This is a genomic window from Nitrospirae bacterium YQR-1, from assembly GCA_039908095.1.
Classification (GTDB): domain Bacteria; phylum Nitrospirota; class Thermodesulfovibrionia; order Thermodesulfovibrionales; family Magnetobacteriaceae; genus Magnetomonas.
In genome coordinates, this window is the sequence record JAMOBJ010000016.1 from 1 (window position 1) to 25,601 (window position 25,601).

At 42.1% G+C, this 25,601-nt stretch carries 22 protein-coding genes and 1 tRNA gene; 11 read left to right on the forward strand and 12 right to left on the reverse strand.

What is annotated here, in order from left to right; genetic code table 11:
- Positions 1–293: 293 nt before the first annotated feature.
- Positions 294–1,157 (forward strand): cation diffusion facilitator family transporter, encoded by an 864-nt coding sequence (locus H7844_08975; GenBank protein ID MEO5357418.1) that lies wholly within the window; start codon positions 294–296, stop codon positions 1,155–1,157.
- Positions 1,158–1,321: 164 nt separating this feature from the next.
- Here H7844_08975 and H7844_08980 read toward each other — a convergent pair whose 3' ends face one another.
- The 3 genes from H7844_08980 to H7844_08990 form a co-directional block, all read right to left on the reverse strand.
- A complete protein-coding gene (locus tag H7844_08980) occupies positions 1,322–2,497 on the reverse strand; it encodes an LL-diaminopimelate aminotransferase (GenBank protein MEO5357419.1) in 1,176 nt (391 codons plus the stop codon).
- A gap of 71 nt (positions 2,498–2,568) precedes the next feature.
- Positions 2,569–3,603 (reverse strand): tRNA 2-thiouridine(34) synthase MnmA, encoded by a 1,035-nt coding sequence (gene mnmA, locus H7844_08985; protein MEO5357420.1) that lies wholly within the window; start codon positions 3,601–3,603, stop codon positions 2,569–2,571.
- Positions 3,604–3,741: 138 nt separating this feature from the next.
- Positions 3,742–6,012, reverse strand: coding sequence for a GspE/PulE family protein (locus H7844_08990; protein MEO5357421.1), 2,271 nt, complete (start codon positions 6,010–6,012; stop codon positions 3,742–3,744).
- A 139-nt stretch (positions 6,013–6,151) separates the two neighbouring features.
- On the opposite strand from H7844_08990, the gene H7844_08995 reads away from it, so the two are divergent.
- From H7844_08995 to H7844_09020, 6 genes are all read left to right on the forward strand, one after another.
- A tRNA-Cys gene (locus H7844_08995) sits at positions 6,152–6,224 on the forward strand.
- Positions 6,225–6,406: 182 nt separating this feature from the next.
- Positions 6,407–6,652 (forward strand): 30S ribosomal protein S15, encoded by a 246-nt coding sequence (gene rpsO / locus H7844_09000; protein MEO5357422.1) that lies wholly within the window; start codon positions 6,407–6,409, stop codon positions 6,650–6,652.
- Positions 6,653–6,663: 11 nt separating this feature from the next.
- Positions 6,664–8,751, forward strand: coding sequence for a polyribonucleotide nucleotidyltransferase (gene pnp / locus H7844_09005; GenBank protein ID MEO5357423.1), 2,088 nt, complete (start codon positions 6,664–6,666; stop codon positions 8,749–8,751).
- A gap of 97 nt (positions 8,752–8,848) precedes the next feature.
- Positions 8,849–10,108, forward strand: a complete 1,260-nt coding sequence (locus H7844_09010; protein ID MEO5357424.1) for an insulinase family protein — start codon at positions 8,849–8,851, stop codon at positions 10,106–10,108.
- A 181-nt stretch (positions 10,109–10,289) separates the two neighbouring features.
- Positions 10,290–11,717, forward strand: coding sequence for a mechanosensitive ion channel family protein (locus H7844_09015; GenBank protein MEO5357425.1), 1,428 nt, complete (start codon positions 10,290–10,292; stop codon positions 11,715–11,717).
- A gap of 201 nt (positions 11,718–11,918) precedes the next feature.
- On the forward strand, positions 11,919–12,437 hold the full coding sequence (locus H7844_09020; GenBank protein ID MEO5357426.1) for a Uma2 family endonuclease: 519 nt from the start codon (positions 11,919–11,921) through the stop codon (positions 12,435–12,437).
- A 186-nt stretch (positions 12,438–12,623) separates the two neighbouring features.
- Here the strand turns inward: H7844_09020 and H7844_09025 are convergent, their stop codons facing one another.
- Positions 12,624–13,694 (reverse strand): sigma 54-interacting transcriptional regulator, encoded by a 1,071-nt coding sequence (locus H7844_09025; GenBank protein ID MEO5357427.1) that lies wholly within the window; start codon positions 13,692–13,694, stop codon positions 12,624–12,626.
- 241 nt (positions 13,695–13,935) lie between these two features.
- Here H7844_09025 and H7844_09030 point away from each other — a divergent pair, with 241 nt between their 5' ends.
- On the forward strand, positions 13,936–15,006 hold the full coding sequence (locus H7844_09030) for an AI-2E family transporter (GenBank protein MEO5357428.1): 1,071 nt from the start codon (positions 13,936–13,938) through the stop codon (positions 15,004–15,006).
- A 74-nt stretch (positions 15,007–15,080) separates the two neighbouring features.
- Here H7844_09030 and H7844_09035 read toward each other — a convergent pair whose 3' ends face one another.
- Positions 15,081–15,620, reverse strand: a complete 540-nt coding sequence (locus H7844_09035; GenBank protein ID MEO5357429.1) for a macro domain-containing protein — start codon at positions 15,618–15,620, stop codon at positions 15,081–15,083.
- Positions 15,621–15,740: 120 nt separating this feature from the next.
- A complete protein-coding gene (locus H7844_09040) occupies positions 15,741–16,130 on the reverse strand; it encodes a nucleotide pyrophosphohydrolase (protein ID MEO5357430.1) in 390 nt (129 codons plus the stop codon).
- Positions 16,131–16,202: 72 nt separating this feature from the next.
- Between H7844_09040 and H7844_09045 the strand changes: the two genes are divergently transcribed.
- Positions 16,203–18,449, forward strand: coding sequence for an ATP-dependent RecD-like DNA helicase (locus H7844_09045; GenBank protein MEO5357431.1), 2,247 nt, complete (start codon positions 16,203–16,205; stop codon positions 18,447–18,449).
- 258 nt (positions 18,450–18,707) lie between these two features.
- On the opposite strand, the gene H7844_09050 is transcribed toward H7844_09045, so the two are convergent.
- From H7844_09050 to H7844_09060, 3 genes are all read right to left on the reverse strand, one after another.
- On the reverse strand, positions 18,708–19,646 hold the full coding sequence (locus H7844_09050) for a TerC/Alx family metal homeostasis membrane protein (GenBank protein MEO5357432.1): 939 nt from the start codon (positions 19,644–19,646) through the stop codon (positions 18,708–18,710).
- Positions 19,647–19,784: 138 nt separating this feature from the next.
- A complete protein-coding gene (gene truA / locus H7844_09055; GenBank protein MEO5357433.1) occupies positions 19,785–20,555 on the reverse strand; it encodes a tRNA pseudouridine(38-40) synthase TruA in 771 nt (256 codons plus the stop codon).
- 34 nt (positions 20,556–20,589) lie between these two features.
- Positions 20,590–20,793: a hypothetical protein gene (locus H7844_09060; GenBank protein MEO5357434.1), complete on the reverse strand. Its 204-nt coding sequence runs from the start codon at positions 20,791–20,793 to the stop codon at positions 20,590–20,592.
- Between the two features lie 196 nt (positions 20,794–20,989).
- On the opposite strand from H7844_09060, the gene H7844_09065 reads away from it, so the two are divergent.
- Complete coding sequence (locus tag H7844_09065; GenBank protein ID MEO5357435.1) at positions 20,990–21,595, forward strand: response regulator; 606 nt, start codon at positions 20,990–20,992, stop codon at positions 21,593–21,595.
- Complete coding sequence (locus H7844_09070; protein MEO5357436.1) at positions 21,585–22,643, forward strand: HAMP domain-containing histidine kinase; 1,059 nt, start codon at positions 21,585–21,587, stop codon at positions 22,641–22,643. Before H7844_09065 ends, H7844_09070 begins: the two co-directional genes overlap by 11 nt.
- Positions 22,644–22,652: 9 nt before the next feature.
- On the opposite strand, the gene H7844_09075 is transcribed toward H7844_09070, so the two are convergent.
- The 3 genes from H7844_09075 to H7844_09085 all read right to left on the reverse strand — a co-directional run bounded on the left by H7844_09075 (position 22,653) and on the right by H7844_09085 (position 25,523).
- Positions 22,653–23,555: a VacJ family lipoprotein gene (locus H7844_09075; GenBank protein MEO5357437.1), complete on the reverse strand. Its 903-nt coding sequence runs from the start codon at positions 23,553–23,555 to the stop codon at positions 22,653–22,655.
- A 28-nt stretch (positions 23,556–23,583) separates the two neighbouring features.
- On the reverse strand, positions 23,584–24,429 hold the full coding sequence (locus tag H7844_09080; protein ID MEO5357438.1) for a tetratricopeptide repeat protein: 846 nt from the start codon (positions 24,427–24,429) through the stop codon (positions 23,584–23,586).
- 251 nt (positions 24,430–24,680) lie between these two features.
- A complete protein-coding gene (locus H7844_09085) occupies positions 24,681–25,523 on the reverse strand; it encodes a lysophospholipid acyltransferase family protein (protein ID MEO5357439.1) in 843 nt (280 codons plus the stop codon).
- Between the last annotated feature and the right edge of the window lie 78 nt (positions 25,524–25,601).

Sequence of the window (25,601 nt, forward strand, 5' to 3'; positions counted from 1 at the left end):
ATCGGCAAAGTGCCTGCGTGAGGTGATAGAAATCAATAAGACGTTAAAGAGTTATGAAGTATCACAGGCATTAAAAAGAGCAGGGATAGAAGGGTAATTCCAAGCTGTAGTCATTCGATTAACTTTGTTGGCTGTAATACCCCCCAAAGTCAAGACGATTTCAACCTGAAAATTTTTGCTTGAAAATTCCTTATAGCAGGGAACTCGATTTTCTATATCGGTTTTCAGGATTCAATCTCTGAATTTTTATTATAAGGTCATCTGTGATAATATAAAGCATTGTGGCTGACTATATGAGACTGGAAAATAAGATACAGTCAATACGCAGGGTATTGATATATACCATGGTGTTAAATCTGACTGTTTCCGTCTTTAAGATAATCTACGGTATGATTACCCATTCGGTCTCAATATATTCAGATGGTTTCCATTCTGTCTTTGACGGCCTCTCAAATGTGGTTGGTTTAGTGGGACTTAGTTTTGCCTACACTCCACCCGATACTGAGCACCCTTACGGCCACAAAAAAGTGGAAATTCTTCTTACTGTCTTTATTGCTGTAATGATGTTTTTTGCTTGTTTTGAGATTTTTAAGAATGTTTACAAAGCATTTATTGATAAGCCTGACCTGAGAATTACATTTGAAAGTTTTATTGTAATGATAATAACACTCGGCGTAAATGTATTTGTCAGCAGATACGAAAAAAGAATGGGCGTAAAACTTAACAGCGATTTTTTAATTGCCGATGCTGCCCATACAAGGAGTGATATTTTTGTTACCTCAGGGGTATTAGTTGCTCTTGCCTTATCTAAAATGGGATTAAATTATGCCGACCCTGTAGTGGGAGCTATTGTAGGGGTGCTGGTAGCCTGGGCGGGGATTGGAATCTTAAGGTCAACCGTAAGTGTGCTTATTGATGCCAATCAAATGGATACAGAACTCTTGTGTGAAATTGTCTGTATGATTGAGGGAGTTACCGGCTGCCACAAAATCCGGACACGCGGCAGCAAGGGTTGTGTTTTTGTTGATTTACACATATTTGTTGAACCCACGCTGACTGTGGCAAGAGGCCACGAAATCGCCCATCAGGTCGTTAATACCCTAAAGACAAAGATGGGTGGCATTGCTGATGTGGTTGTACATGTTGAACCTGCTTGATACCAAGCTGCATTCAATCGTCTAATTCCAATTCTAATTCAAAAGTATAACGAGGCGGCAAGGAACAAGCGACGCAGGCGTACTTTTAGTACGTTGAGGAGCTTGTGACGAAGCCAACAAAGTTAGACAAATGAATTAGAATTGGAATAACTTTGTTGGCATTATCATATAATCTTCCTGATACGTTGCACAGCCTCTTTTATTCTTTCCACCGGCACGGTCAATGCAAAGCGAATGTATCCCTCGGCACTCTCACCAAAGCCATTTCCAGGGGTGGCCATCACACCGGCCTTATTAAGGAGATACTCGGCGAATGTCTCAGATGTAAAGCCCTCCGGTACGACAGTCCACAGGTAGAAGGTGGATTGCGGTTTATATGCAGTTAGCCCTATTGAGCATAGGCCGTCATAAAGGGCGTCGCGTCTTGCCTGATATGTGTCTCTGATGTTACACAGCACTGAGTCCTCCGTCTCAAGCGCACATATTGCAGCCTCTTGAATTGCCTGAAATACACCTGAATCGAGGTTTGTCTTAATTTTACCAAGACCAAAAAGAATGTCCTTATTACCAACGGCAAAACCTATCCTCCAGCCCGTCATGTTATATGTCTTTGAGAGGGAGTGAAACTCCATGCCGACGTCTTTAGAGCCGTCCACCTCCATAAAACTAAGAGGTTTTTCTCCATCGTAGTAGATTTCACTATATGCTGCATCGTGGCATATAATAATGTTGTATTTATACGCAATATCTATGGCATCGGCGAAGAACTCACGGCTGGCAACGGCGCTTGTCGGATTATTCGGATAATTTAAGAACATAAGCTTTGTTCGTTTATAAATTTCCTCCGGTATCTGGGAAAAATCCGGTTTAAAATCATTTTCAGCCCTAAGCGGCATAAAATAAGGAAAACCGCCTGCAAAAAGTGTCCCGATGGAATACACCGGATACCCCGGAGATGGACACAGAACCACATCACCGGGATTAACATAGGCAAGGGCAATGTGCCCTATGCCCTCTTTTGAGCCAATTAGCGAGAGAGCCTCGTTTTCAGGCTTTATATTTACCTGAAACCGCCTGTTGTACCAGCCGGCTACCGCCTTGCGAAATGAAAACATCCCCTCATATGAGGGATAACGGTGATGGGCAGGGTTTTCAGAAGCCTTCTGAAGAGCCTTAACAATATGTGAAGGGGTGGGAATATCAGGGTCCCCTATGCTTAGGTCTATCAAGTCAACCCCCTTTCCAAGGGCTTCCCTCTTTAACTTATCTATCCTTTCAAAAAGGTACGGTGGTAGGTTCTTTACTCTGTCTGCCATCTGCACGTTTATCGCTGTTTTCATCTGTCCTCCAAAATCGGGTAATTATCTTTTTCAGATTAAATTTAGATTATTATACCAAAACTCCATACAGTTCATACAATAACACCGCCTCCGATAACCCGTTTTCCTGTATAAAAGACTGCACTTTGTCCCTTTGCAGGGCCCCATTGCACCTCATCGAATGTTACAGTTATATCTCCACCGCCGGTCTTAGATAAAACCCCTCCGGCTGCTTTCATTGTTGAGCGAAACCTGACGGAAGCCCTCAGTGGAAACTCCAATCCCTCATCTTCTTTTATCAGCATATTAATGTCTGAAACATGTATTTCTCTTTTCATTACATATTCTTGTGGACCTAGCACCAGTATGTTGTTAACCATATCAATGTCAACCACGTAAAGGGGTACACCTCCGGCCACCCCAATACCTCTTCTCTGCCCTAACGTATACGCATAGAGTCCATTATGCGTTCCCAAAGTTTTGCCGTTTATATCAACTATCTTACCACATAAATCACCTTGCAGACCGTGGTAGTCTTTTATAAACTTGCGGTAGTCACCGCCCTCTGTAAAGCAAATATCCTGACTTTCCGCCCTCTTTGCCGAAACAATATCCAACTGCGTGGCAATCTCCCGAACCGCTTCCTTTGTTAAGTCACCTATCGGGAAAATAATATTCTTTAGTCTTTCACGCGGCAGCACATACAGAAAATACGACTGATCCTTTTTTTCATCTTCACCGGCTTTAAGCATACCACCCTCTGCTTTTGCGTAATGCCCTGTTGAGACATATTCAAGCCCAAGCCGGGCGGCCTCCTCCAGCAATATAGGAAATTTTATATATTTATTGCATAAAACACAAGGGTTTGGGGTTAACCCTCTGCCGTAATCTGAAATAAACGGCTCTATAACCTTTTCCATAAAAACATCTCTGACGTCAATTTCTCTGTGCTCTATACCCAGGGCGGCTGACACTGATGAGGCGTCACGTATTGAATCCAGTGAACAACATGCCGCATGACCGCTCCTTTGCCTTGTCTCCCAAAGGATAAAGCTCACCCCGTGCACATCGTACCCCTGCTTTTTAAGTAAATACGCTGAAACAGAGGAATCCACCCCACCGCTCATACCTGTTATTACTCCTGGTTTTTTCAATTGTTTTTTGAGGGTATCGGCATGATTAATGTATCCTTAGCTTGCCTTTTAATTGTTTAGTATAATGTTTGTCATCATTTATAGTGATTTTAAAAAAATATAAATCCAATCCTACATACAAACTCTTCGCACCATAATTATATCTGTAAAACCCTTAAATACTTTTTCAAGGCCGTCCTGAAAGAGGGTTCTCATGCCGTCTTTAATGGCCTGTTCTCTGATGTGCTCCATAAGAGCCTTTTTCTGGATGAGTTTTCTGACCGCCTCAGTGCCTATAAGCAGCTCGTGGATACCGGTACGTCCTCTGTAGCCGGTGTGGTTACAGTCGGAGCAGCCCTTTGCCTTATAAAGTGTTAACTTATCATTGTGCTGGAAGCCCAGGGTGGGAAAGAGCTCTTTACCGTAGGTCCCCGCAAGCATATCGAACTCTTCTTTTGAGGGATTATAGGGCTCCTTGCAAGACTTGCACAGTGTACGCACGAGGCGCTGAGCCAAAACCCCTAAGAAAGCATCTGCAAAGTTAAAGGGATCAAGCCCCATATCAATGAGCCTTGTGATGGTCTCAGGGGCGCTGTTTGTATGCAGTGTGCTAAGGACAAGGTGTCCTGTAAGAGATGCCTCGATACCTGTTGAGGCCGTCTCGAAATCCCTCATTTCACCTATCATTATAATGTCCGGGTCTGCACGCAAAAAGGCACGCATAGCACGTGCAAAGTCAAATTTTATTTTAGGTTTAACCTCCACCTGATTTAAACCGTACTGGGTTATCTCCACAGGGTCCTCGGCAGTCCAAATCTTGGTTTCCGGGCTGTTGATCTTACCAAGAACCGAGTGCAGGGTGGTTGTCTTACCGGAACCGGTGGGGCCCACAACCAGTATAAGGCCGTATGGCTTGGTTATTATCCCTGAGAGCTCTTTGAGGTTTCTCTGGGAAAGATTAAGCGCGTCAAGGGGGAGAGGCTCACTGGCTGCAAGAATTCTCATAACCACACCCTCACCGGATACCGTAGGAATTGTTGCCACACGAAGCTCTATTTGCTTGTTTTTATAAGTAAATTTTATTTTCCCGTCCTGTGGGAGCCTTCTTTCAGAAATATCCAGACTTGACATGATTTTCAGTCTGGATACCAGAGCGTTAAGGTAACTGTATGGTATCTCCAGATGCCTCATGCATGCCCCGTCAACCCTGTAACGAATATCAACCTTCTTTTTAATCTTGCTGGGCTCAATGTGAATATCTGAGACGCCTTTTTCATAGGCTTCAATGATTATCTGGTTTGCCAGCCGTACAATTGCTCCTGCATTTTCATCCAGCTCTCCGCTTTCCTTGTCGGCGTCACCTTCTTCTTTTATGTCAAGCTCTTTAAGGATATCGCTGGTAGAGGCACGGCTATCCTCCTCCGCTCTCTCCAGCGATTCTATAAACTTAACGATATCTCCGCGTAAGGCTATCCGAAAGTCAAAGTCAGCCGCCTTCAGCAGGGATTTTATCTCACTTGCTTTCATCTCATTGAGGCTATCCACCACAACTACCAATTTATTGCCTTCCATTGCTATGGGTACCCAGAAGTTCTTTTTCAGATAGGTAAGATTAAGACCTCGTGAGAGCTCTTTAGGGATTATCACTTTGTCGCTATACTCGATAAAGCGGCATCCGTAAAACTGCCCCAGAGCCGCTCCTATCTCTTTCTTAGGCACCTTTAAGTCTTCCATAAGAACCGATTCCACGTCTTTTTTGCGCTCCCTGGCAGAAAGCATCGCCCTCTTTAGCTCCTCATCGGTAATGACGCTCTGGGTTATAAGATAGTTAAACCTGGTACTCAGCATTTTTGCCTGGTTTCTAAAGGCAATCCCTAATATCCTGGCTATCTCCTCAACATTGTTGACGTCATCTTCAGTAAATTTCACGCCGGTTTTTTTGTTGATTAACTGGATAACACCAAATAGGCGGTTTTCAAATCTTATCGGGGTGGCCAAAACTTGTTTAGTTCTATAGCCGGATTTTTGATCCCAACTGTTGTCGAAATTCAACTGTGGATTAATGCTTTTTAATTCGACTGTATCATAGACGTCCGGTACATTGATTGACTCAAGGGCATAGGCGGCATAGCCGGCAAGGCTTGATGCAGAAATGGAGACCCTGATTCTTTTTATCTCCGTCCCTATCAGGTGTTTGGAGTAAAGCTCGTTTCTGGCCGGGTCTATCGCATATATGGTGATTCTGTCGGCGTCAAAAAGGGCTACGATGTCGTCTTTCAGCCGTATAAATATTTCATCAATATTGTTAACGGCATTTATTTTATTTGTAACATTTTTGAGTCTTTCACTAAACTGAAGCCTTTTTTCAAGCTCTTCTATTTTAGTGTTCTCTATAACAGCCATAGTCTCTCCCTTTTTGTTAACGTCGCAGACAAAGGTATTTTATAATATTAAATGTAATATTATCAAAGGAGAACAATAATTTTGTAAATAATTAGTTGAAAAAAATGAAAAAGATGTTATAATATTATTTTATAGCTATGGCGGCGTACCCAAGTGGCTAAGGGAGAGGTCTGCAAAACCTTTATGCGCCGGTTCGAATCCGGCCGCCGCCTGTGTTTGCTTCTAACATCAACTTGGTATAAATCCTGACATTGAAATATAATTACAGCACTTTCTTTACAGCGGATTGAATATTATGTTAATATTGAGTGGATTGCAGAAAGTGAATAATTTTATGTGAATATAAGTTTAAGAAGAAAGGGGTGATAAATTGACACAGACTAAAGAGAGCAAAATGGCAATGATAACGGAGTTCAGGGTTCATGAGAAAGATACAGGCTCTCCGGAGGTGCAGATAGCACTTCTGAATGACAGAATGAAGTATCTTTCCGAACACTTCAGATTCCACACTAAAGATCATCATTCACGCAGGGGTCTGTTAAAAATTGTGGCAAGAAGGAAAAAACTTCTTGACTACTTAAAATCAAAAGATATCAAGCGTTATAAGACATTGATAGAGCGTCTTGGTATCAGAAAGTAGGAGATGACTATTTGAAATCAGCAGAGGTGGAGATACGCGGAAAGAAGTTAGTGCTTGAGACCGGCCTTTTGGCCAAACAATCAGATGGGGCGGTGGTTGCCAAATACGGCAACACTATAGTGCTTGCCACGGCGGTAGCCGACAAAAGAATCGTTGAAGGTAAGGATTTTTTTCCTCTGACAATGGATTATCAGGAAAAGGCTTATGCGGCAGGCAAAATACCGGGAGGTTTTTTAAAAAGAGAGGGCAGGCCGTCTGAAAAAGAGGTTTTGACCTCACGGCTGATAGACAGACCGATAAGGCCTCTGTTTAAAAAGGGTTTTAATTCCGAGACTCAGGGAGTAGTTTCGCTGTTGTCATTTGGGGATGAAAATGTTGCAGATGTGTTGGGAATAACCGCAATATCTGCAGCGATGGCCATATCGGATATTCCTTTTGAGGGACCGGTGGCCTCCGTGCGGGTTGGCCGCATTGATGGTGTGCTTGTAATTAATCCGTCTTTGAAGGAGCTTGAGGATCTCGATATGAGTCTGGTTGTGGCAGGCACAAAAGAGGCGGTGACAATGGTTGAGGGTGGCGCTCTTGAGGTTTCCGAGGAGGTTCTCATAGAGGCTATTGACTATGCTCATCAGGAAATCAAAAAGATAGTGGCGGCCCAGGAGGAGCTTTGCGCACTGGCCGGTAAAGCTAAGCGCGATGTGGCTGAGGTCAAGACCAATGACGAGTTGATTGCCGCTGTTAAGAATTCGTGTCTTGAAAAAATGAAAGGGATGATAGCTATCCCAGGCAAACTCGTAAGACAGAAGGCCCTTGACAATCTTCTTGATGAGACTATAAAGACCCTGTGTGCGGAAGACGACACACGGAAAGAAAGGGAAATAGCAAGTATTTTTGAGGAACTCGAAAAGGACCTCATCAGGGGAATGATTTTAAAAGAGGGGATACGAGCTGACGGCAGGGATCTCGATACGGTAAGAGGCATAGAGTGCATGGTAGGGTTTTTGCCAAAAGTGCATGGTTCGGCTCTTTTTGTAAGAGGTGAGACACAAGCCCTTGTGGCCGTAACCTTGGGAACCTCCTCAGATGAGCAGAGAGTTGATGCCCTTGAGGGAGACTCTTATAAGTCCTTCATGCTCCACTACAACTTCCCTCCCTTTAGTGTTGGTGAGGTTAAACCATTAAAATCACCCGGCAGAAGGGAGATAGGACATGGGGCGTTGGCGGAGAGATCAATAAAACCTGTAATTCCATCATCAGAGAATTTTCCTTATACCATAAGGGTGGTATCTGACATACTTGAGTCAAACGGGTCATCCTCCATGGCTTCAGTTTGCGGTGCGACGCTTGCGCTTATGGATGCTGGAGTGCCGATTTCCAATCCGGTGGCGGGTATTGCCATGGGGCTTATAAAGGAAGGGGACAGCGTGGCAGTCCTTACGGATATCCTAGGCCTTGAGGACCACCTGGGCGATATGGATTTTAAGGTTGCCGGGACCCAGTACGGCATTACGGCCTTCCAGATGGATGTTAAAATAAAGGGTGTCACCAAAGAGATTTTAGTACATGCACTGGATAAGGCAAAAAAGGGAAGGCTGCACATCTTAAGTAAAATAACAGAGGCTATTGCTGTTCCAAGGGAAAATCTTTCGCCAAATGCTCCTCGTATTCACCAGATGCAGATACGGGCTGATAAGATAAAAGATGTAATCGGCTCAGGGGGCAAGGTAATTAAGAGCATCGTTGAGCAGACCGGGGCTAAGATAGATATTAACGACGACGGTATCATTACCATAGCCTCATGTGATGAGGAATCACTAAGCAGGACAAAGGCTATTATACAGGGCATAGTTGAGGATGCCGAGGTTGGCAGGGTATATACCGGTAAGGTTAAGAAAATCATGGACTTTGGTGCTTTTGTTGAGATATTGCCGGGCACAGACGGGCTTCTGCATATTTCTCAGATAGCAAAGGAACGGATTAATAAAGTCACGGATGTGTTAAAAGAAGGCGATGAGATTATGGTTAAAGTTATAGAGGTTGACAGAGCCGGAAAGATTAAACTTAGCCGGAAAGAGGTATTACAGGACCAGCAGCAATAGAGCCTGAAGGCTGCCGTTTTCTATAATATTGACGAAAGGAGGGATAGTAAATTATCCCTTTTTTTATTATTAAATTAAAAAAAGCCGGTGGGGGAACATGTACAAAAAAGGGTATCTTGAAAACGGAACTCCAGTAGTTACGGAAAAGGTGGCAGGGGTAAGGTCAGTTAGCATAGGGATATGGGTAAAGGTAGGGGCACGTTTTGAAAGACGGGAAAAAAACGGGATATCCCACTTTATTGAACACATGTTTTTTAAAGGAACGCATAACAGAACCCAGGAGCAAATCGCCACAGAGATAGACTATCTTGGAGGTGACCTAAACGCTTTTACTACAAGAGAAAACACCACTTATTACGTAAAAGTACTAAAAGACCATGTAAATGAAGCTGTGGATATCCTCACAGATATATATTTGAATTCTTTGTTTAAAGAGCAGGATATCCACAAGGAACAGGAGATTATTTCAGAGGAAATCAAAATGGTGGAGGATACCCCGGATGACTATATTCACGACCTGTTTTATACCGACATTTGGGGACAGAGCGGTCTTGGTCTTCCGGTTCTGGGCACACAGGAAACAGTACGTGAAATAACAAGAAACGATATTACCGAGCATTTAAACGCACACTACGGAACGGCTGATGTGGTGATTTCCTGTGCCGGCAATATTAAACACGAGGCGATGGTAGAGCTGTTTAACAGCAAAAGAGCTGATGTTACCGTAAAAAATACATCTGTTGTTGAAAGTAGTCAAGGATTGGAAAAAAAACCTTTTAACGCCTCATTAAATGTTTATAAGAAGGACTTTTCCGAGGTGCACATATGTATGGGCATTGAGGGAGTAAAGCAAAACAGTAAGCTCAGGTATCCGTTTCTTATTTTAAATACCATTTACGGGGCAGGGGTGAGTTCACGTTTGTTTCAGGAGGTGAGAGAAAAGCGGGGGCTGGCTTACTCCATATTTTCGTTTCTGTCTTCATACAGTGATACCGGAGTCTTTGGAGTATATGCGGCAACGGGTAAGAAAAAATATGTTGAGGTAATAGAGACGATAATAAAGGAAATGGATTTATTAAAAAACACCTTAAAGGAAGATGAGTTGCAAAGAGCAAAAAATCAGTTAAAGGGCAACCTTCTGATGAGCCTTGAGTCATCCTCGGGGCGTATGCAAAATATAGCGAGACAGGAAATCTACTACGGGAAGTACTACAGTCCGGCACAAATTATAAGAGGCATAGAGAACGTAAAAATGAAACACGTTTACGAAATAATAGAGGGGTTTATTGATAATGTGCCTAAGGCGATTACGGTTTTCGGCCCTGCTGATGCCGGTAAATTAAAGGGCGTGGCTTGAGGGGTTCACCCAGGGTTATGAGTTATGTTATTTATAATTTCGTTTATTTTTTTGTAATAGTTAAATATTGTTCAGTCTTTTCCAGTGTATGATGGAGCATTTTTACCACTCCGATTTGTCTATTGACAATGTTGCCCCCTTAATGTTTCAATTTGTTTTGCACAATATTCAATAGGAGGTTTTGCACACGGAAATAAAGGATTCATTCAAGCCGAGGACATCAATGTCGCTTGTTTATTATGTAGTGCTTGTCGTATTGGCCATGGGTACCGGTATTTTTGTGTTTGTCTATAAACCGCCGTTTGATATTAAATTGGTCAATGCCATTGTATATGCTGTACTGTTTTATGGTGTATTTAAAATAGCCGAATACTGTTTTAGCAAATATTACATCGAAAAGTCAAAAGTAGCTGTTCCTACGCTCATCCATAACATCGTTAAGGGGATAATCCTCGCAATAGCCATGTTTGCGATACTGAAGATACAGTTTGGCATTGACCTGACTCCGATTATAACAACCTCCGCAGTGTTTTCCATGGTCATAGGACTTGCCCTGCAAGACACTTTAACCAACCTCATCGCCGGAGTCGTACTGTACATAGAAAAACCTTTTAAGTTAAACGATTGGATACAGATAAAAGACATTGACGGCAAGGTTGTCGAGATAAACTGGCGCACCACTAAACTCCTTACTCGCTCTGACAACTACCTTGTCATTCCTAACAACAACATCTTAAAAGATACGATTCTCAGCGTAGGTTATCCGACACCGGACCAAATCATGAGCCTCTTCGTTGGCGTGGACTACGACACACCTCCAAACAAGGTAAAACAGGTTATTGAATCAGTCTGTTTAAATACAGACCAGGTATCAAGCAAACCTCCACCCGAGATACGCTTGATAAAATATGGCGATTCCTCCATCGAATACGAAATCAGGGTCTGGATTAACGACTACGCCAACAAATACCGCACAGCCAGCAACATTATGACTAAGCTCTGGTACGCCTTCAAAAGAGAAAACATCAAAATCCCGTTCCCGATTAGAGATGTTTACTGCCATCCCGTAACTGACACTGATTCCAGCGGAGATATCCAGCAAAGATTCAACACTGTTAGACGAATCGAATTCTTCTCCATCTTCCCCGAGGATGTACAAACAGAAATCGCTTCGCTGTTAATACAGCAACACTTTGGAAAAGGTGAAAATATTTTTGATGAGGGTGAGGAAGGTGACTCATTCTACATTATCCGCAGGGGCAGCGTTTCTGTACAGGTCCGTGGTAACGAGGTGGCTATTCTAAAAAGGGGGGACTTTTTCGGGGAGTTCTCACTCTTTACCGGTGGGGTAAGAACTGCCAGAGTAACGGCAAAAGAGGATACCCTTGTGCTGGTACTTGACAAGGAGAGTTTCTCCAATATTATAATGGAAAATCAGAGCGCTGTTGAAACCATAAGTGCCATCATGACACGCAGAGAAATAGAAAACGAAAAACTGGCCTTGAAATTAAGCGAACAGGTATTCTCAGATGAGCAACTCAACGCCCAGTTTAAAAATAAAAAGATGAAGATATTCAATAAAATCCGAGGTTTCTTCAAACTGTCTTAGTATATTGGCGGGTAAACTTGATTGATTTTAGTATTGTTGATGAAAAAATAAACTTTTTATATAGAAAGAAATGGATAGGTCTGATGTAATCTGAAATTTCCGCTCAAAATCCACTTTTAACGGGCTATCGGTTTTTCTATATCGGATTGCAGGTCATATCAGTTTATTGACAAAACCGTTATTTTGACGCTAAGATAAAGCATGATTACGGAAACTATAGTAACGGATTTGGACTTAACTGAGATTATTAATGGAGAGGAAATCGTGGGGCGTAGTCCATTTGGATATCATCAAAAAATTGTTGGCAATCTTTACCATAAAATATGCCGATATATCGATAAAATCAACGTAGGTGAGGTATATTTATCGCCTCTGGACGTAATCTTTGAAAATGAGATAAACAGGCTTCAACCGGATCTATTGTTTATTAGGAAAGAGCACCTGAGTATTGCCCAGGACTGGATAAGAGGCGTACCGGATATGGTTTGTGAGATAGTTTCACCCGGAACGTATAAAAAAGATACTGCCGTTAAAAAAGAAATATATGAGAAATACAGAGTACCTGAGTACTGGATAGTTTTGCCGGAATTTAAAACCATCGGGATTTTAACTATTAAGAATGATAAATACGTAACACATTCTATCGCGGAAATTGAAGGCACTGTTATATCTAAAGTCATAGAAGGACTTCAGGTTAACATTACTGAGGTGTTTGTATAACCTTTAGAACTAAGTTGCATATCACAAAGCCATAGTTATTGAACACCAAAATCATAAGACAGCACAGAGCCGCCCTGATATTTTTACAGCCCCTTCAGGGAATGTATAACACAGTAAAACACAAGCCTCTGAATCTCCTGTTTTGCCCCCGTCAAAAGGGGCTTCAAACAAACAGCTTTAGAGTGCTTAAAGCCTTATGGCTCTTCTGGACCTTGTGTCTAATCTTGGTGATCTCAGAGTAAGCGGCTCTTTAGGATAAACCACATTGTACTCACCGATTTTATTGAACAGTGTCTTGTAGTCCACCTGTAAAAGACTGGCTGCCTTCTTTTTGTTACCGCTTGTTATATTCAGGACGTGACATATGGTTTCTTTTTCTATATACTCAGCCGCCTTATTAGATACATCTTTCAAAGTTCTGTGTATTTTTTCGATATGCCTGCCGGTTGCCGATGGGCGGTATCCTTTTACATATGCACGCAGAAAAGCAAGGTCGGCAATATCTATTATGTTGGTTTTAGACATCAATACAGCATTTCTTATAACAGTTTTAAGTTCCCTTAAGTTGTCGGGCCAATCATGGAATCCCATCATAGTAATAGCATCTTCCGAGAAACCGTAAATCTGTTTTCCCACCTCTGCAGATATCTCATCTAAAAACTTTTTAGCAAAAAAAGCTATGTCTTCCTTGTGGTTTCTTAATGCAGGAATCTTTATCATAGACTCATTAAGCTTTTTGTATAAATCACCGCTGAAACTATCTTGTTTAACAATTTCATCCAGGCTCTTGTTTGCCGAAACAATGAACCGTATATCAAACTCCATGTGTTGTTTAGTGCCGGGAGGAGTTATTTTACCGCTCTTAATAACACTTAGCAGCTTTTTCTGCAATTCTCTTGAAAGGGTCTGTAATTCGCTCAATAACAAGGTGCCATGATTGGCTGCTTGAAAAAATCCTCTTTTTGTATTATCCACACCTGTGAAGGCTCCTTCCTCGTAGCCAAACAACTCACTTTCTACTAAAGGCTCAGGAATGAGACTCAAATCTACAGTTACAAAAGGTTGACTTGCTCTTTTGCTCAAACGATGTACCAGCTTTGCCGTATAACGTTTTCCTGTACCGGTCTCTCCCTCAATAATCAAGGTTGCATCACTTTCAGAGGCTGTTAATAAGTTACCGCTAATTCGAACCATCGTCTCGCTTTCACCCATTTCATTCTGTACTAAGGCTCTCTTTAAGTCATAATCATTTTTCATCTTGTCTGCTCCCTCCTGTATTACAACACTTTTATTTTCATTTTATTGAAAATCACAAAATATTGTGTACATAAACGTACACTTAATTATATTATGAACGTTTTTATTATCGCAAGTTAGTATCTTTAATGTCAAACAAATAAATAGGCTCTTTATCAAATCGTGTGGGTAAAAGAAGGAATAATCCAGGTTGCCGTCAAAAGAGTAACGAGGCGGCAAGGAGTTTACACATGCAAATTCATTGTCATATTTGACTTTCAGTGGAGATATAGAGTACAGTGTGTGGATGGATGATTATCAGGAGACCTCAAAGCAGGTTTTTGATTATATTTCATGGCTGCTTATAACAACAGCACTGATTCTAGTGCTTAAACTGCACTTGCTGCCGGCATTGTTGGCAGGCCTGATAGTGCATGAGCTTATTTCCACTCTTTCTCTGAAATTGCAGTTTATTAAAGGTATTACAGGACATGGTTCTAAAATAATTACAGTTGCACTTCTTGCTGTTGTGGTGATTTTATCTGTGTCTTTTTTGTCTTTTTTAATAGTTGATTTTTTTCGTAACAGTACAGGCAGCCTACCTGCTTTACTTAAAAAGATGGCAGATATTATAGATAACTCCCTTAACTCTTTACCTGCATGGATTACAAACTATTTACCTTCCAATACTGAAGGCTTTAAGACTGCCGCCTCCGAGTGGCTGCGCTTACATGCCGGTCAACTGCAAACCGCCGGTAAGGAAGTTGCACGAATCGCCGCCCACATTCTTATGGGTATGGCTATTGGCGCTTTGGCAGCTCTGAATGAGGTAAAAGAGGAGCAGGTTTACGGACCGCTTGCGCAATCACTGATTGGCAGTGTTTCCAGACTGGCCTTATCATTTCGCAATGTGGTTTTTGCACAGGTTGGCATTTCAGCCGTCAATACCGTCTTTTCAGCTCTCTATCTTGCTGTGGCTTTGCCGATGTTTGGCATCCATCTGAACCTCACTAAAACTCTGATACTGCTTACTTTTATTGCCGGCCTGTTGCCTGTCGTCGGTAATCTTATTTCCAATACCGCAATTATTGTCGTAAGCTTAAATTATTCGTTTAATGTATCAATCGCATCGCTTGCTTTTCTTGTAGTTATACACAAACTGGAGTATTTTTTAAATGCTAAACTTGTTGGTTCCAGGACACACTCCGCTGCATGGGAAATACTCCTTGCAATTATTTTCATGGAAGCCTCATTCGGTATGGCAGGAGTGATTGCGGCTCCAATTTACTATGCGTACTTCAAAAATGAGCTGTCAAATAAAAAACTAATTTAACACGGCATCTCTCATGCAGCAACACAATTGTGTAAAACAATCAGTCTGTTTTTTGAGAATTTTATGAGTCATTATTAAAGCAAATCAAATTCATTAATAAAACAGCTCAAAGTATCGGAGTCGAAAATACAAAATTCCACTGTCCTAAGAGAGCACTCAGGGTTGTTGTTAAGAAATTTACAGCTTTCAGTTACAAGGATTTTTGCACACCTGTCCTTTGGAAAACCAAAAATCCCCGAACTTATAGCCGGCATAGATATGCTCTGGAAACCTTTCTCAGCGGCCAGCTGCAGTGCGTTATGGACAGCGTTTTTGAGCTTTCCATCCTCACCACCCTCACCCATCTGCGGCCCTACAGTATGAACTACAGCCCTGCACGGAAGAGCTCCAGATGTTGTTACAGCGGCATTGCCCACTGCTACATATCCTATGGCATCGCTTTCTTTTTGAATTACTACGCCGCCTTTTCTGACTATTGCACCTGCCACCCCCCCGCCATGTTGAAGGTGTGAGTTGGCGGCGTTTACGATAGCATCCACATCCCTTTCAGTGATATCACCCTTTACCAGCCGGAGTGTTCCCCCTGCCGTCTGCTTTTCCCTTACAATTTCCATAGCTAATACCAAGTAGCAGTCAAAAGAGTAACGAGGCGGCAAGGAGAAAGCGACACCTCCCCGTACAGGGGATTCCCCTTTAGGGGAGACGTCAAGGAGCTTTCGACGATGCCAACAAAGTTAATCGAATGAATGCAACTTGGTATAAGTATCCTCCCCTGAGCTATACGCTGTGTACTTATCAGCCTTACCCCTGACGATGTGTGCAGGGTACTTTGTGCGATTGTGCTGGAGTTTGTCTTCCGCAGCCTTTAGTATATCAATAGAAAACTTATCGGAGAGATTAATCAGATAAATAAACACATCGGCTATCTCCTGTTGCAGGGCGGAGAGCTTTGTCTCAGAAAGCCTCCGGCTTTCATCCTCGGTTAACCACTGAAAAATCTCGGCAATCTCCGCCGCCTCCACACTTAGCGCCATCGCTAAATTCTTTGGACTGTGAAACTTCTCCCAATCCCTTTCCCGGGCAAACTCCCTCAATGATTCTCTCAGTTTTTCAAGTTTATCCAAATTCCGGCACTATCCTTCCATAAGATTAAAACACACGTTTTATTATAAATATGATAAAATACGTAAGCAGATATGTCAACAGCGTCAAAAATAAAAGACAATGGACAACTTCAGGGCGTGGTGGAACGTCTAACCTTTTACAGTGAAGAAAATGCCTTTGCCATACTAAAGCTGAAAGTTTTAGGGCTACGGGAGCTTATAACAGTCTGCGGCACTATGCCGGGAGTGCTTCCAGGGGAGACAATTCACATAAACGGCTCATGGCACAATCATCCCAAATATGGCCGTCAATTTAACGCATCAACCTTTAAGTCCATAATGCCTGCAACTGTTGATGGAATCGAGAAGTATCTGGGCTCCGGTATGATCAGAGGGATAGGACCTGAGTATGCCAAACGTCTGGTTAAAGCCTTTGGCAAAAACACGCTGGATATAATCGAAAACGATATAGAAAAGTTGGCGGCGGTGGAGGGGATAGGCCGGAAACGGCTGGAGCAGATAAAATCTGCATGGGATGAGCAGCGCGAGATACGTGATGTGATGTTGTTTCTTCAAAGCTATGGAGTAAGCACAGCCTATGCCGCCAAAATATATAAAAAGTACGGAAACGACGCCGTCAGGGTGGTATCTGAAAACCCCTACCGCCTGGCAATGGAGATATGGGGAGTGGGGTTTGTGACGGCTGACAAAATTGCCGAAAAAATCGGCATAGCCAAAGACTCTCCGATAAGGGCGGAGGCTGGTGTACTGTTTGTTTTAAATGAACTGACCAATGCCGGCAATGTGTGCTTTCCGTATGACTCCTTTGTTGACGAATGCGTTAAGGTGCTTGAGATAGCAAGGGAAAATGTGGCCATAGCCGTCTCAGCACAGGCCATCGCTGATAATCTGGTTATAGAGCAATCTCTTGAGGGCAGGTCAGGGGTTAACTCTCAGTCGGTTTATCTTAGCAGGTATTACACGGCTGAGGTTGGGATATCAGAAATTCTTAAGAATCTTAACTCAGCAACAAGGTCAGTGAAGGACTTTGATGATGATAAGGCACTACAGTGGGTGCAAAAGGAGCTTTCCATAGAGCTGGCAAAGGCGCAAAAAGAAGCGGTAAAAAGTGCATTTAGCGAAAAATTGCTGGTAATAACCGGAGGTCCCGGCACAGGTAAAACCACGATAATTAATTCAATAATCCGGGTGTTTAAGCGGCTGGGACTAAAGGTGGCACTGTGTGCACCAACCGGACGGGCATCGAAGCGGATGTCGGAAGTAACCCACTCAGAGGCGAGGACAATTCACAGAATGCTTGATTTCAGCCCTAAGGAGGGTGCTTTTAAGAAAAACGAAAAGAACCCGATAGAGGCCGATCTGCTTGTTGTTGATGAGGCTTCAATGGTGGACACTATGCTGATGTACCAGCTTCTGAGAGCACTGCCGGCTGCAATAACGCTTATTCTGGTTGGGGATGTTGACCAGTTACCCTCAGTTGGGGCTGGAACAGTCCTGAAAGATATTATAGAGTCCCGGCAGGTTCACACCGTTATGCTCAACGAAATATTCCGGCAGTCGCAAACGAGCCTGATAGTCCTAAATGCACATAAAATCAACAAAGGTGAGAGTCCAGTCTTAGTTAAAGATATGGCCAAGGGCGGCGGCTTCTATTTTATTGAGGAGAGTGACCCGGAAAAGATTGTTCAAATTATTCTGAACCTTAATAAGACGCTGTTACCGGAGCGTTTCAGGATGGATGAGTATAATGATATTCAGATACTTACGGCGATGAACAAGGGGCTTCTGGGCACCACAAACCTTAACACCGAGCTTCAAAACTCACTGAATCCATCAGCGTTTGAAATACAACGGATGGGCAAAGTCTTCAGGGTCGGGGATAAGGTCATGCAGGTGGTAAATAACTACGATAAAGAAGTATTTAACGGAGACATCGGAAGGGTGAGCAACATAAATGAGGAGCTTCAGGAGTTGATAATTAACTTCTATGGCCGTCCGGTCAAGTACGATTATAAGGAGTTGGATGAGGTCTTTTTAGCCTATGCCATTTCAATTCATAAATCACAGGGAAGCGAATATCCGGCCATTATTATTCCCATCCACAGCCAGCATTTTATAATGCTTCAGCGCAATCTGATATACACGGCGGTGACCAGAGGCAAGCGGCTTGTGGTTCTTGTGGGCACAAAACAGGCTCTTTACATGTCAATAAACAATGATAAGGAAAGAAAACGCTACAGCCACTTAAAACAACGCCTTATGTCGGCCCCGTCTTTAGATATACCGGAGCAGATGTTTTCGTATAAGAGACAAGGGTGATAAGTTCAGAACAGCTAAGCCGACACTAAACATCTGTGCAACAAGCAAAGCAAACGAGGACTTACCTTTACCATAATCTCCCGTTATTGTCCATGCACGTTGGGTTGACGACAAATAGGTTCATGATTCCTTGTAGTTATATTTCGGCGTTCGCCTATATTCTGAATATTGTATAACAAGATTTTTTCATTTCCCGCCGAGAGGTTCTGTTTGTTGAGTCCCGCCCCGATAATTTTTTATTTCAAATTAAATTAAACACTATATAGCAGTCTGTTTAGGAAAAGCGATGGATGCAATTATACCGCCTGTAAGACAAAGCAACATAAAAATAAGGCTTGCATTTACCGGTATATGCCAAAGGCCGGTTACTGCCAGCAGCATTTTTACTCCAATAAACGCAAGAATTACTATAACGGACATCTCCAGATGACACAGATATTTCTTAGCGGCGGCAAGCAGGAAATACATGGACCTTAACCCTAAAATTGCAAATATGTTTGACGTGTAGATCAAAAAAGGCTCCTGTGTAATTGCAATAACTGCAGGCACTGAATCAAAAGCAAACATGATATCCGCCGCTTCCACGGCAATCACGCATAAGAATAAAGGAGTGACAAATAACTTGCCGCCCTGCCTCAAAAAAAACACATTTCCCTCAACGTACGGGTGAACGCTGAATATTTTGCGTGCCAGTTTTACAGACCAATGATTAGTATAATCTTGTATCTCTGTATGCCCGGCACTTTTAGCCTGATACATCTTCCACGCTGACCATAATACAAATGCTCCAAACACTGCAAGCACCCACTGTCCCAATAGCAGCAGAGACGTACCAACGGCAATAAACAGAAATCTCATAATCAATGCGCCTATTATTCCAAAATACAGTATCCGGTGCTGAAATTGGTCTTTAATGGCAAAACTCGAAAAAATCGCCATAAAAACAAAGAGATTATCAACAGACAGTGATTTCTCAAGGAGATAGCCGGAAATAAACAAATACGCTTTTTCCATGCCATGAATCCAGCCAATGTAAAAAGCAAAGACAAAAGAAAGAACCACCCAAAACACTGACCAGAGAGCTGAATTAACCATGCTGACCGGCTTATCTTTTTTGTGTGAAAATAGATCAATTAACAATGCTGCTAAAACCGCTGCGCAAAAAATAACAATACTGGTGAGATTATACCCGGGCATCACTGCCACCTCCTTTAATTATGCTAAGCCGTTGTGTATAGTATCAGCAGTGGTTAAATATGTCAACTCTTAGTGCGCAATCCCGATACTGAAAAGCAGGGCTGAAAGACGGAGCGTTGAGAAAAACCTCCTATGAAGTTAATAGAAAACCTCCTCAAGAAACAGCCCCTTAGCAGGCATAGTCTTCCCTGCAAGTTTTCTGTCACAGCCTGCTATTATTCCATTTACATCATTGCCGTCAACCTTGCCGTAACCGGCGTCAACCAATGTTCCAACTATGTTTCTAACCATGTGGCGAAGGAAACCGTCAGCCTCCACAGTTACTTTTATATAGTTGCCGGCTATAGCTGTTCCGGCAAAGTCAACATAATCCATAGGGGAGATGTTTAACGAAAAAATCTCCCGCTCCGTTGTTTTAACATCTGAATCGGCGGCGGAAAAGGATTTAAAGTCTTTTCGCCCGATAAAACAACGAGACACATCTGTCATTTTATCTGTATCAAGGGGACGTTTCAGTTGGGTACAGTAGCGGCTCAATAACGGGCTTAATATCTCTGCATTGTAAATTAAATAAAAGTATTTTTTGCTTTTAGCGTCAAACTGCGGGTGAAAGCCGGGGTCAACCTCGGCTGCATCTGTTACCCTGATATCACAGGGAAGCAAACTGTTCAGAGCTTTTTGAAAGATTTCAGGACTAAGGTGATTTGTTGTGTTAAATGCGGCAACCTGTTTAAGGGCATGTACGCCGGCATCGGTACGCCCTGAGCCGGTAAGTGTAACATTCTCACCGGTTATTTTTTTTAAGAAAGCCTCAATTGTGCCCTGTATGGTTTTGCCGCAAGGCTGCCTCTGCCATCCCAGATAATTCGTTCCGTCATATTGTACGGATAACCGAATTCTTCTTGTCATTATCTCAATATTAACAGGTTATATAAAAAAGCAGCTAACCCGCAGAGTCAGGCTCCACTTGTTTTAAATAGATTTTTAGAAACGGGCGAAGCTCCTCAAATTGGACAAACAGACTGTCACGCAAATCAGCTACCGCCTCCTCCCTGCTGTCCCCCTCACCGGTAAGTTCAGCCTCAAGACACTCTGCCACGTACCTGCCGTTGTGTTGTCTCAGAGTCATGTGAAACGTCTGAATCATACACCGTACCCCTTTACTTTAAGAGCTTCCGGTAGTAACATTACCACCTGAAAAGCTAAACAATGCTATAGATGTATGATACACAAAAAGTTTGCACAATTCAAGTAAGGGACGGTAGAGCAAAAGTTTCTTAAAATATAATGCCTTAGACACTGTAAAAAATTTTGATAAATGTTAAAATACCGGCATGGACGCTTTGAAGGAAATACTGCTTATTGAGGATGACCTGTCTTTAAGGAAACAGCTGGTGTTTGCACTTGAGAAATTCTACAAAGTTTTTGAGGCCGGCGCACGTCAGGAGGCTCTTAATATTTTAGCCTCCAACACAAACATAGACGTTTCAATCATAGACCTGGGGCTGCCTCCGACAGAAAATACACCAAAAGAGGGCCTCATGCTTATCGAACATATTATCGCTGAAACTAAATGCAAGGTTGTAGTTTTGACAGGACAGGAAACAGACATGGCCTCTATAGAATCCATCAAACTTGGTGTTTTTGATTTTTTACCGAAACCCGCTCCGGTTGAGAAAATCCTCTATGCTGTGGAAAGAGCGCTGGTTTACCAAAAAGCCGAGGATAGTATTGAAAAAGAGGGTATCAGAAAGATTTCACTTAACGTTAAACTGGGGGACGGTCTCCAGTCCATAAGAGATGAGGCTGAAAAGCAATTAATAAAAAAAGTCCTTACAGATACAGATTTCAATGTTTATAAGACAGCCAAAATCATGGGCATCAAGCGTGAAAACATATATTACTTCTTAAAAAAATTCGGTCTTAAACGCGATAAAAATGAAAGCTGAATTTCTCGCACTATTGGCAATTTTTGGTGGTATTGTTATAATTGCCGTCCTTATCTATCTCAAATTTATTGGAAACAGAGTGTTTAAAACTTGCATAGATGTTATCCACCTCAATGAAAAACTTAACTACAATCCTTTACAGTTTATTAAAGATGTCAGAAATTATTTTGATGACCTTAATATTACAGATTATTCTTATAATATCGTCTTTGTCGGCTCTATCGCAAGTTTTGATCCACTGTTGGAAGATGAGCCCATATCTAAACATTATAAAGACGATGATTGTACCATTATTTTAAGAACCTTTCCCCGCTACAGAAGCGGAGAGTACAGGCTTATCAACCGTATTGTCATTGAGGTGCTGTTTTTGCTGCTGAAATCAGATATTCTCATGAAGATTAAAATGATGAATGAAACGTTTGCAAATATCGCCAAAATCCATACTTTTATTCAGCACGATATCAAAAATATTGCCCAGTTTATCCAAAATTGCTCCTACAACCTGCAAAGTTTAAACAGCACCGAGGAAGAAATCAGATATGTTAAATACTTAAAGGAAACCTTTGAACCGCTGCTGCTTAAAGCCACAAGGATCATAAATATTATTGATTTCAAACAATATTCTGATAAACCCAGAATGGTAAATCTAAGAGGTATCATTGAAAAAATCACATCTTTATACAAGCTAAGATGTAAAATAAACGGGGATGCTCAGGTTGTGTTTGATGAGAGCAGACTTTTCCTTATTTTTGATAATCTGCTTAAAAACATCTACGACAAATCCCTCGTTGAGGAAATCACCTGCACTATAGATATTAAGGTGGATGATACTCAGGTCGTTGTGAGTGTGTTTGATAGCGGAAGTCCGATTTTTGAAATTTCAAAAGTTTTTGAGGCCTTCTATTCTTCTAAAGAAGGCGGCTCAGGGCTTGGTCTGTTTCAGGTCAAAGACATGCTTGGGCAGATTGGTGGCACAATAGAGGCACAAAACCTCGAAAAAGGTGTTAAATTTCAGTTAACCATCCCTCAGTTGACGGCAATGCCATAAAATTCTCACTTATTTTTTCTCCTGGAGATAAGCCCTGTGTTGTAAGTACGCATCTCTCAAAGACAGGTATGGGTCAACAGAGGCCTCTTTTAGTGTTTCATAGTCTTGCGTATGCAGTGACAGGTGATTGGTGTAATTGTAAGCGGTGACAGCCATCGACTTTCTATAGTCGCCCAGATAATTAATCGGCCTTAGGTACATGTCCCCGACGTAGCCGAAAGAGTCCCTTAACGACTTCGGGCCAAGAAGCGGCCACACAATATAAAAGCCATGGCCAAGGCCGTAAAACCCAAGCGTCTGTCCTGTGTCCTTTTCAGATTTCTTAAGATTAAACTCACTTGTGGCAAAATCAGCAAGCCCCGCTATTCCAATTGTAGAGTTTATTGTAAACCGTAACAGTTCATTGCCTGCATCCTCAAATTTCAGTTGTAAAACAGCATTTACAAACCGCACAGGCATAAAGAGGTTGTAAAAGAAATTATCAACCGCTATGCGTCCATCCTCAGGCACAACAAAATTGTAAGCGGTAGTCAACGGTTTCAGTACCCCTGTATAGAGGGCATCGTTAAATTCAAACATTACTCTGTTTAATGACTCAAGGGGGTCGGCAATTTCCAAATCTCCGGTTTTCTCATCATCGCCCTGAAGTCCTTCCTGCGCCGGTGTATCTTTTTGTGAAACCAAATTATCTTGCTTTGTGGAACTATCACTAATGTCTGCCAACAGAGCAGCCAGTTGTAGATTTGTGTGTTCATTTACAAAAGCAGACGGCTCTAACGGCATTATTTCAGTAAACACATCTGTAACACCTGTCGTATCATCTGCACAAGCCGGCCGGCCGTAAAAAAATAATATCAAAAAAAACACCACAAAAATCATGGTGGAAGTAGTAAAAATAACATTAAAACGCATAGTATATCTCCTTTGAGGCATGAAAACCCTATTTATTCGCCATTAAGTCTTTATAACATTTATGCTCACGGACATTTGCCATGTCATTGTCAGTTTTAATGTTGTTGAATTCTTTATAGCCGTTGTCAACACTAGCTTTAAGATACTCACATGCTTTTTCCACCTTGCCGTCAACAGAGTATGCACATGCCAGGTTGTACATAATTAAGGAATCGTTGGGCGTAATCTCCAAAGCTTTTTCCAGGTTTTTAACAGACTCTGCAATATTTTTATTTTTCAGGTATGAAGCACCTAACATGGAATAAACCAGTTTATCATTAGGATTAAGCTCTACTGCTTTTTTATAGTCATTGATAGAATTATCTATATTACCCATGATAAAATGAGAAAGCCCACGGGCTGAATAGGCATATGCCAGCGAGGGGTTTGATTCTATAGCCTTATTAAAGTCCTTTATGGCCCCCTCATTATTGCCGGTCTTTGCTAAGGCTATTCCACGGTTTACATATGCCTCAGCACTGGGAGATATTTCAATTGCCCTGTTCATATCTTTAAGTGCATCATCATGTTTACCTAGTTCACCGTATGCTGTGCCCCTGCCCAGGTAGGCTGTTGCGCTTTTAGGATTTTTCTCTATAGCAAGACTATAGGCGTTTATTGCCTCCTGAAATTGTTTCTGAGATATAAAAGCCCCTGCTTTTTTCATCCACTCATCAGAATCGTTACCTTTTGGAGTTAAGTAAAAATAAGCTATTACAGCTATTATAACAGCTGAAAGAATAATTCCCACGGCAGGAATACCCTTTCCTCCGGCCGGCTCTTCATTGCTCTCTTTCATACCGGAATCAGATAATTCGTTTTTTAAATCATCCATCTGCGCTCTCCTTTATTTATTATGGTTTCAAATATATTTCTGTACAGTTTGTATTTATTTAATACCAAGTAGCAGTCAAAAGAGTAACGAGGCGGCAAGGAGAAAGCGACACAGGCGTACTATGCTCGTACGTCAAGGAGCTTTCGACGAAGCCAACAAAGTTAATCGAATGAATGCAACTTGGTATAAGATACGGCTTGTAAGTACTTATTGTCAATAGCCTAATTGTCACCGGCGGTTTAAATATTGCATTATAATTGTTGTTTTTGTTTTGAAATAATCAGGCGGTTTTCATCAAAGCGGTCAAGAAAATGCATAAAGGCCGGAAATCTCCTTATGCGCTGTTCGTACAAGTGCAGAAACTTTTGAGTAACTGCCACAGGGTCGGTGTTACTGTTGTGATTAATCGTATTATCAATAACAATTTTATACATTTTATCTGTGCCGGGTTCAATAAACAGTGGATTCAGTGATGCCCCTGTTTTCTGGGCAAGCAGAGCGGGTCCCACGGGAGCTGAAACCGGATACCCTAAGAAATCAAACACAGCGTGTTTGCCCACGTGCTTGTCTGTTCCGCTGCCGTCTCCGGTAATCATAATTATGCCGTTTTCATTAAGCCATTTAAAGGCAGGCCTCAGAAATGACTCAGCATTGAGTATCTCAGCCGGTATCATACCCTCATACTTTTGCCTTAGCCTGAAAGCCACTTTTTTACCTGTCCAACTGAGCCCTTCATCTGAGGGCAGCCCTATTTGCTTCAGAGGATACCCAAGACGTGACAGTGCTACCAGAGGCAGATGTACCGGCCCGAAGTGCCCGTGGATTAAAATAACCCCCCGGCCTCTTTTCAGTGCTTCATCAAGATTGCTTAACCCTTCAAACTCTATGTACTTATCAATTTCACGCTTGCTGAACTTTGGAAAAATAAAAATCATTAGTCTGTCTATGTAGTGGTTTTCAAAGTATTTCCTGATAATCTCCGGTGCCGTCTCATCCGTTTCAGGTTTAAATCTATTGAGGTTTTCCATAAGAGCCGAATGCTTACTGTTTGATAGTAAAAAGTGTAAATGTCCCATTTTTTTAAGAGCTGTCATACCTGTCTTAACAGGTGCCTTTTCTACAAACCACCTGAAGGGATACCACACTAACAGTCTTAAAATATCCCGATATAT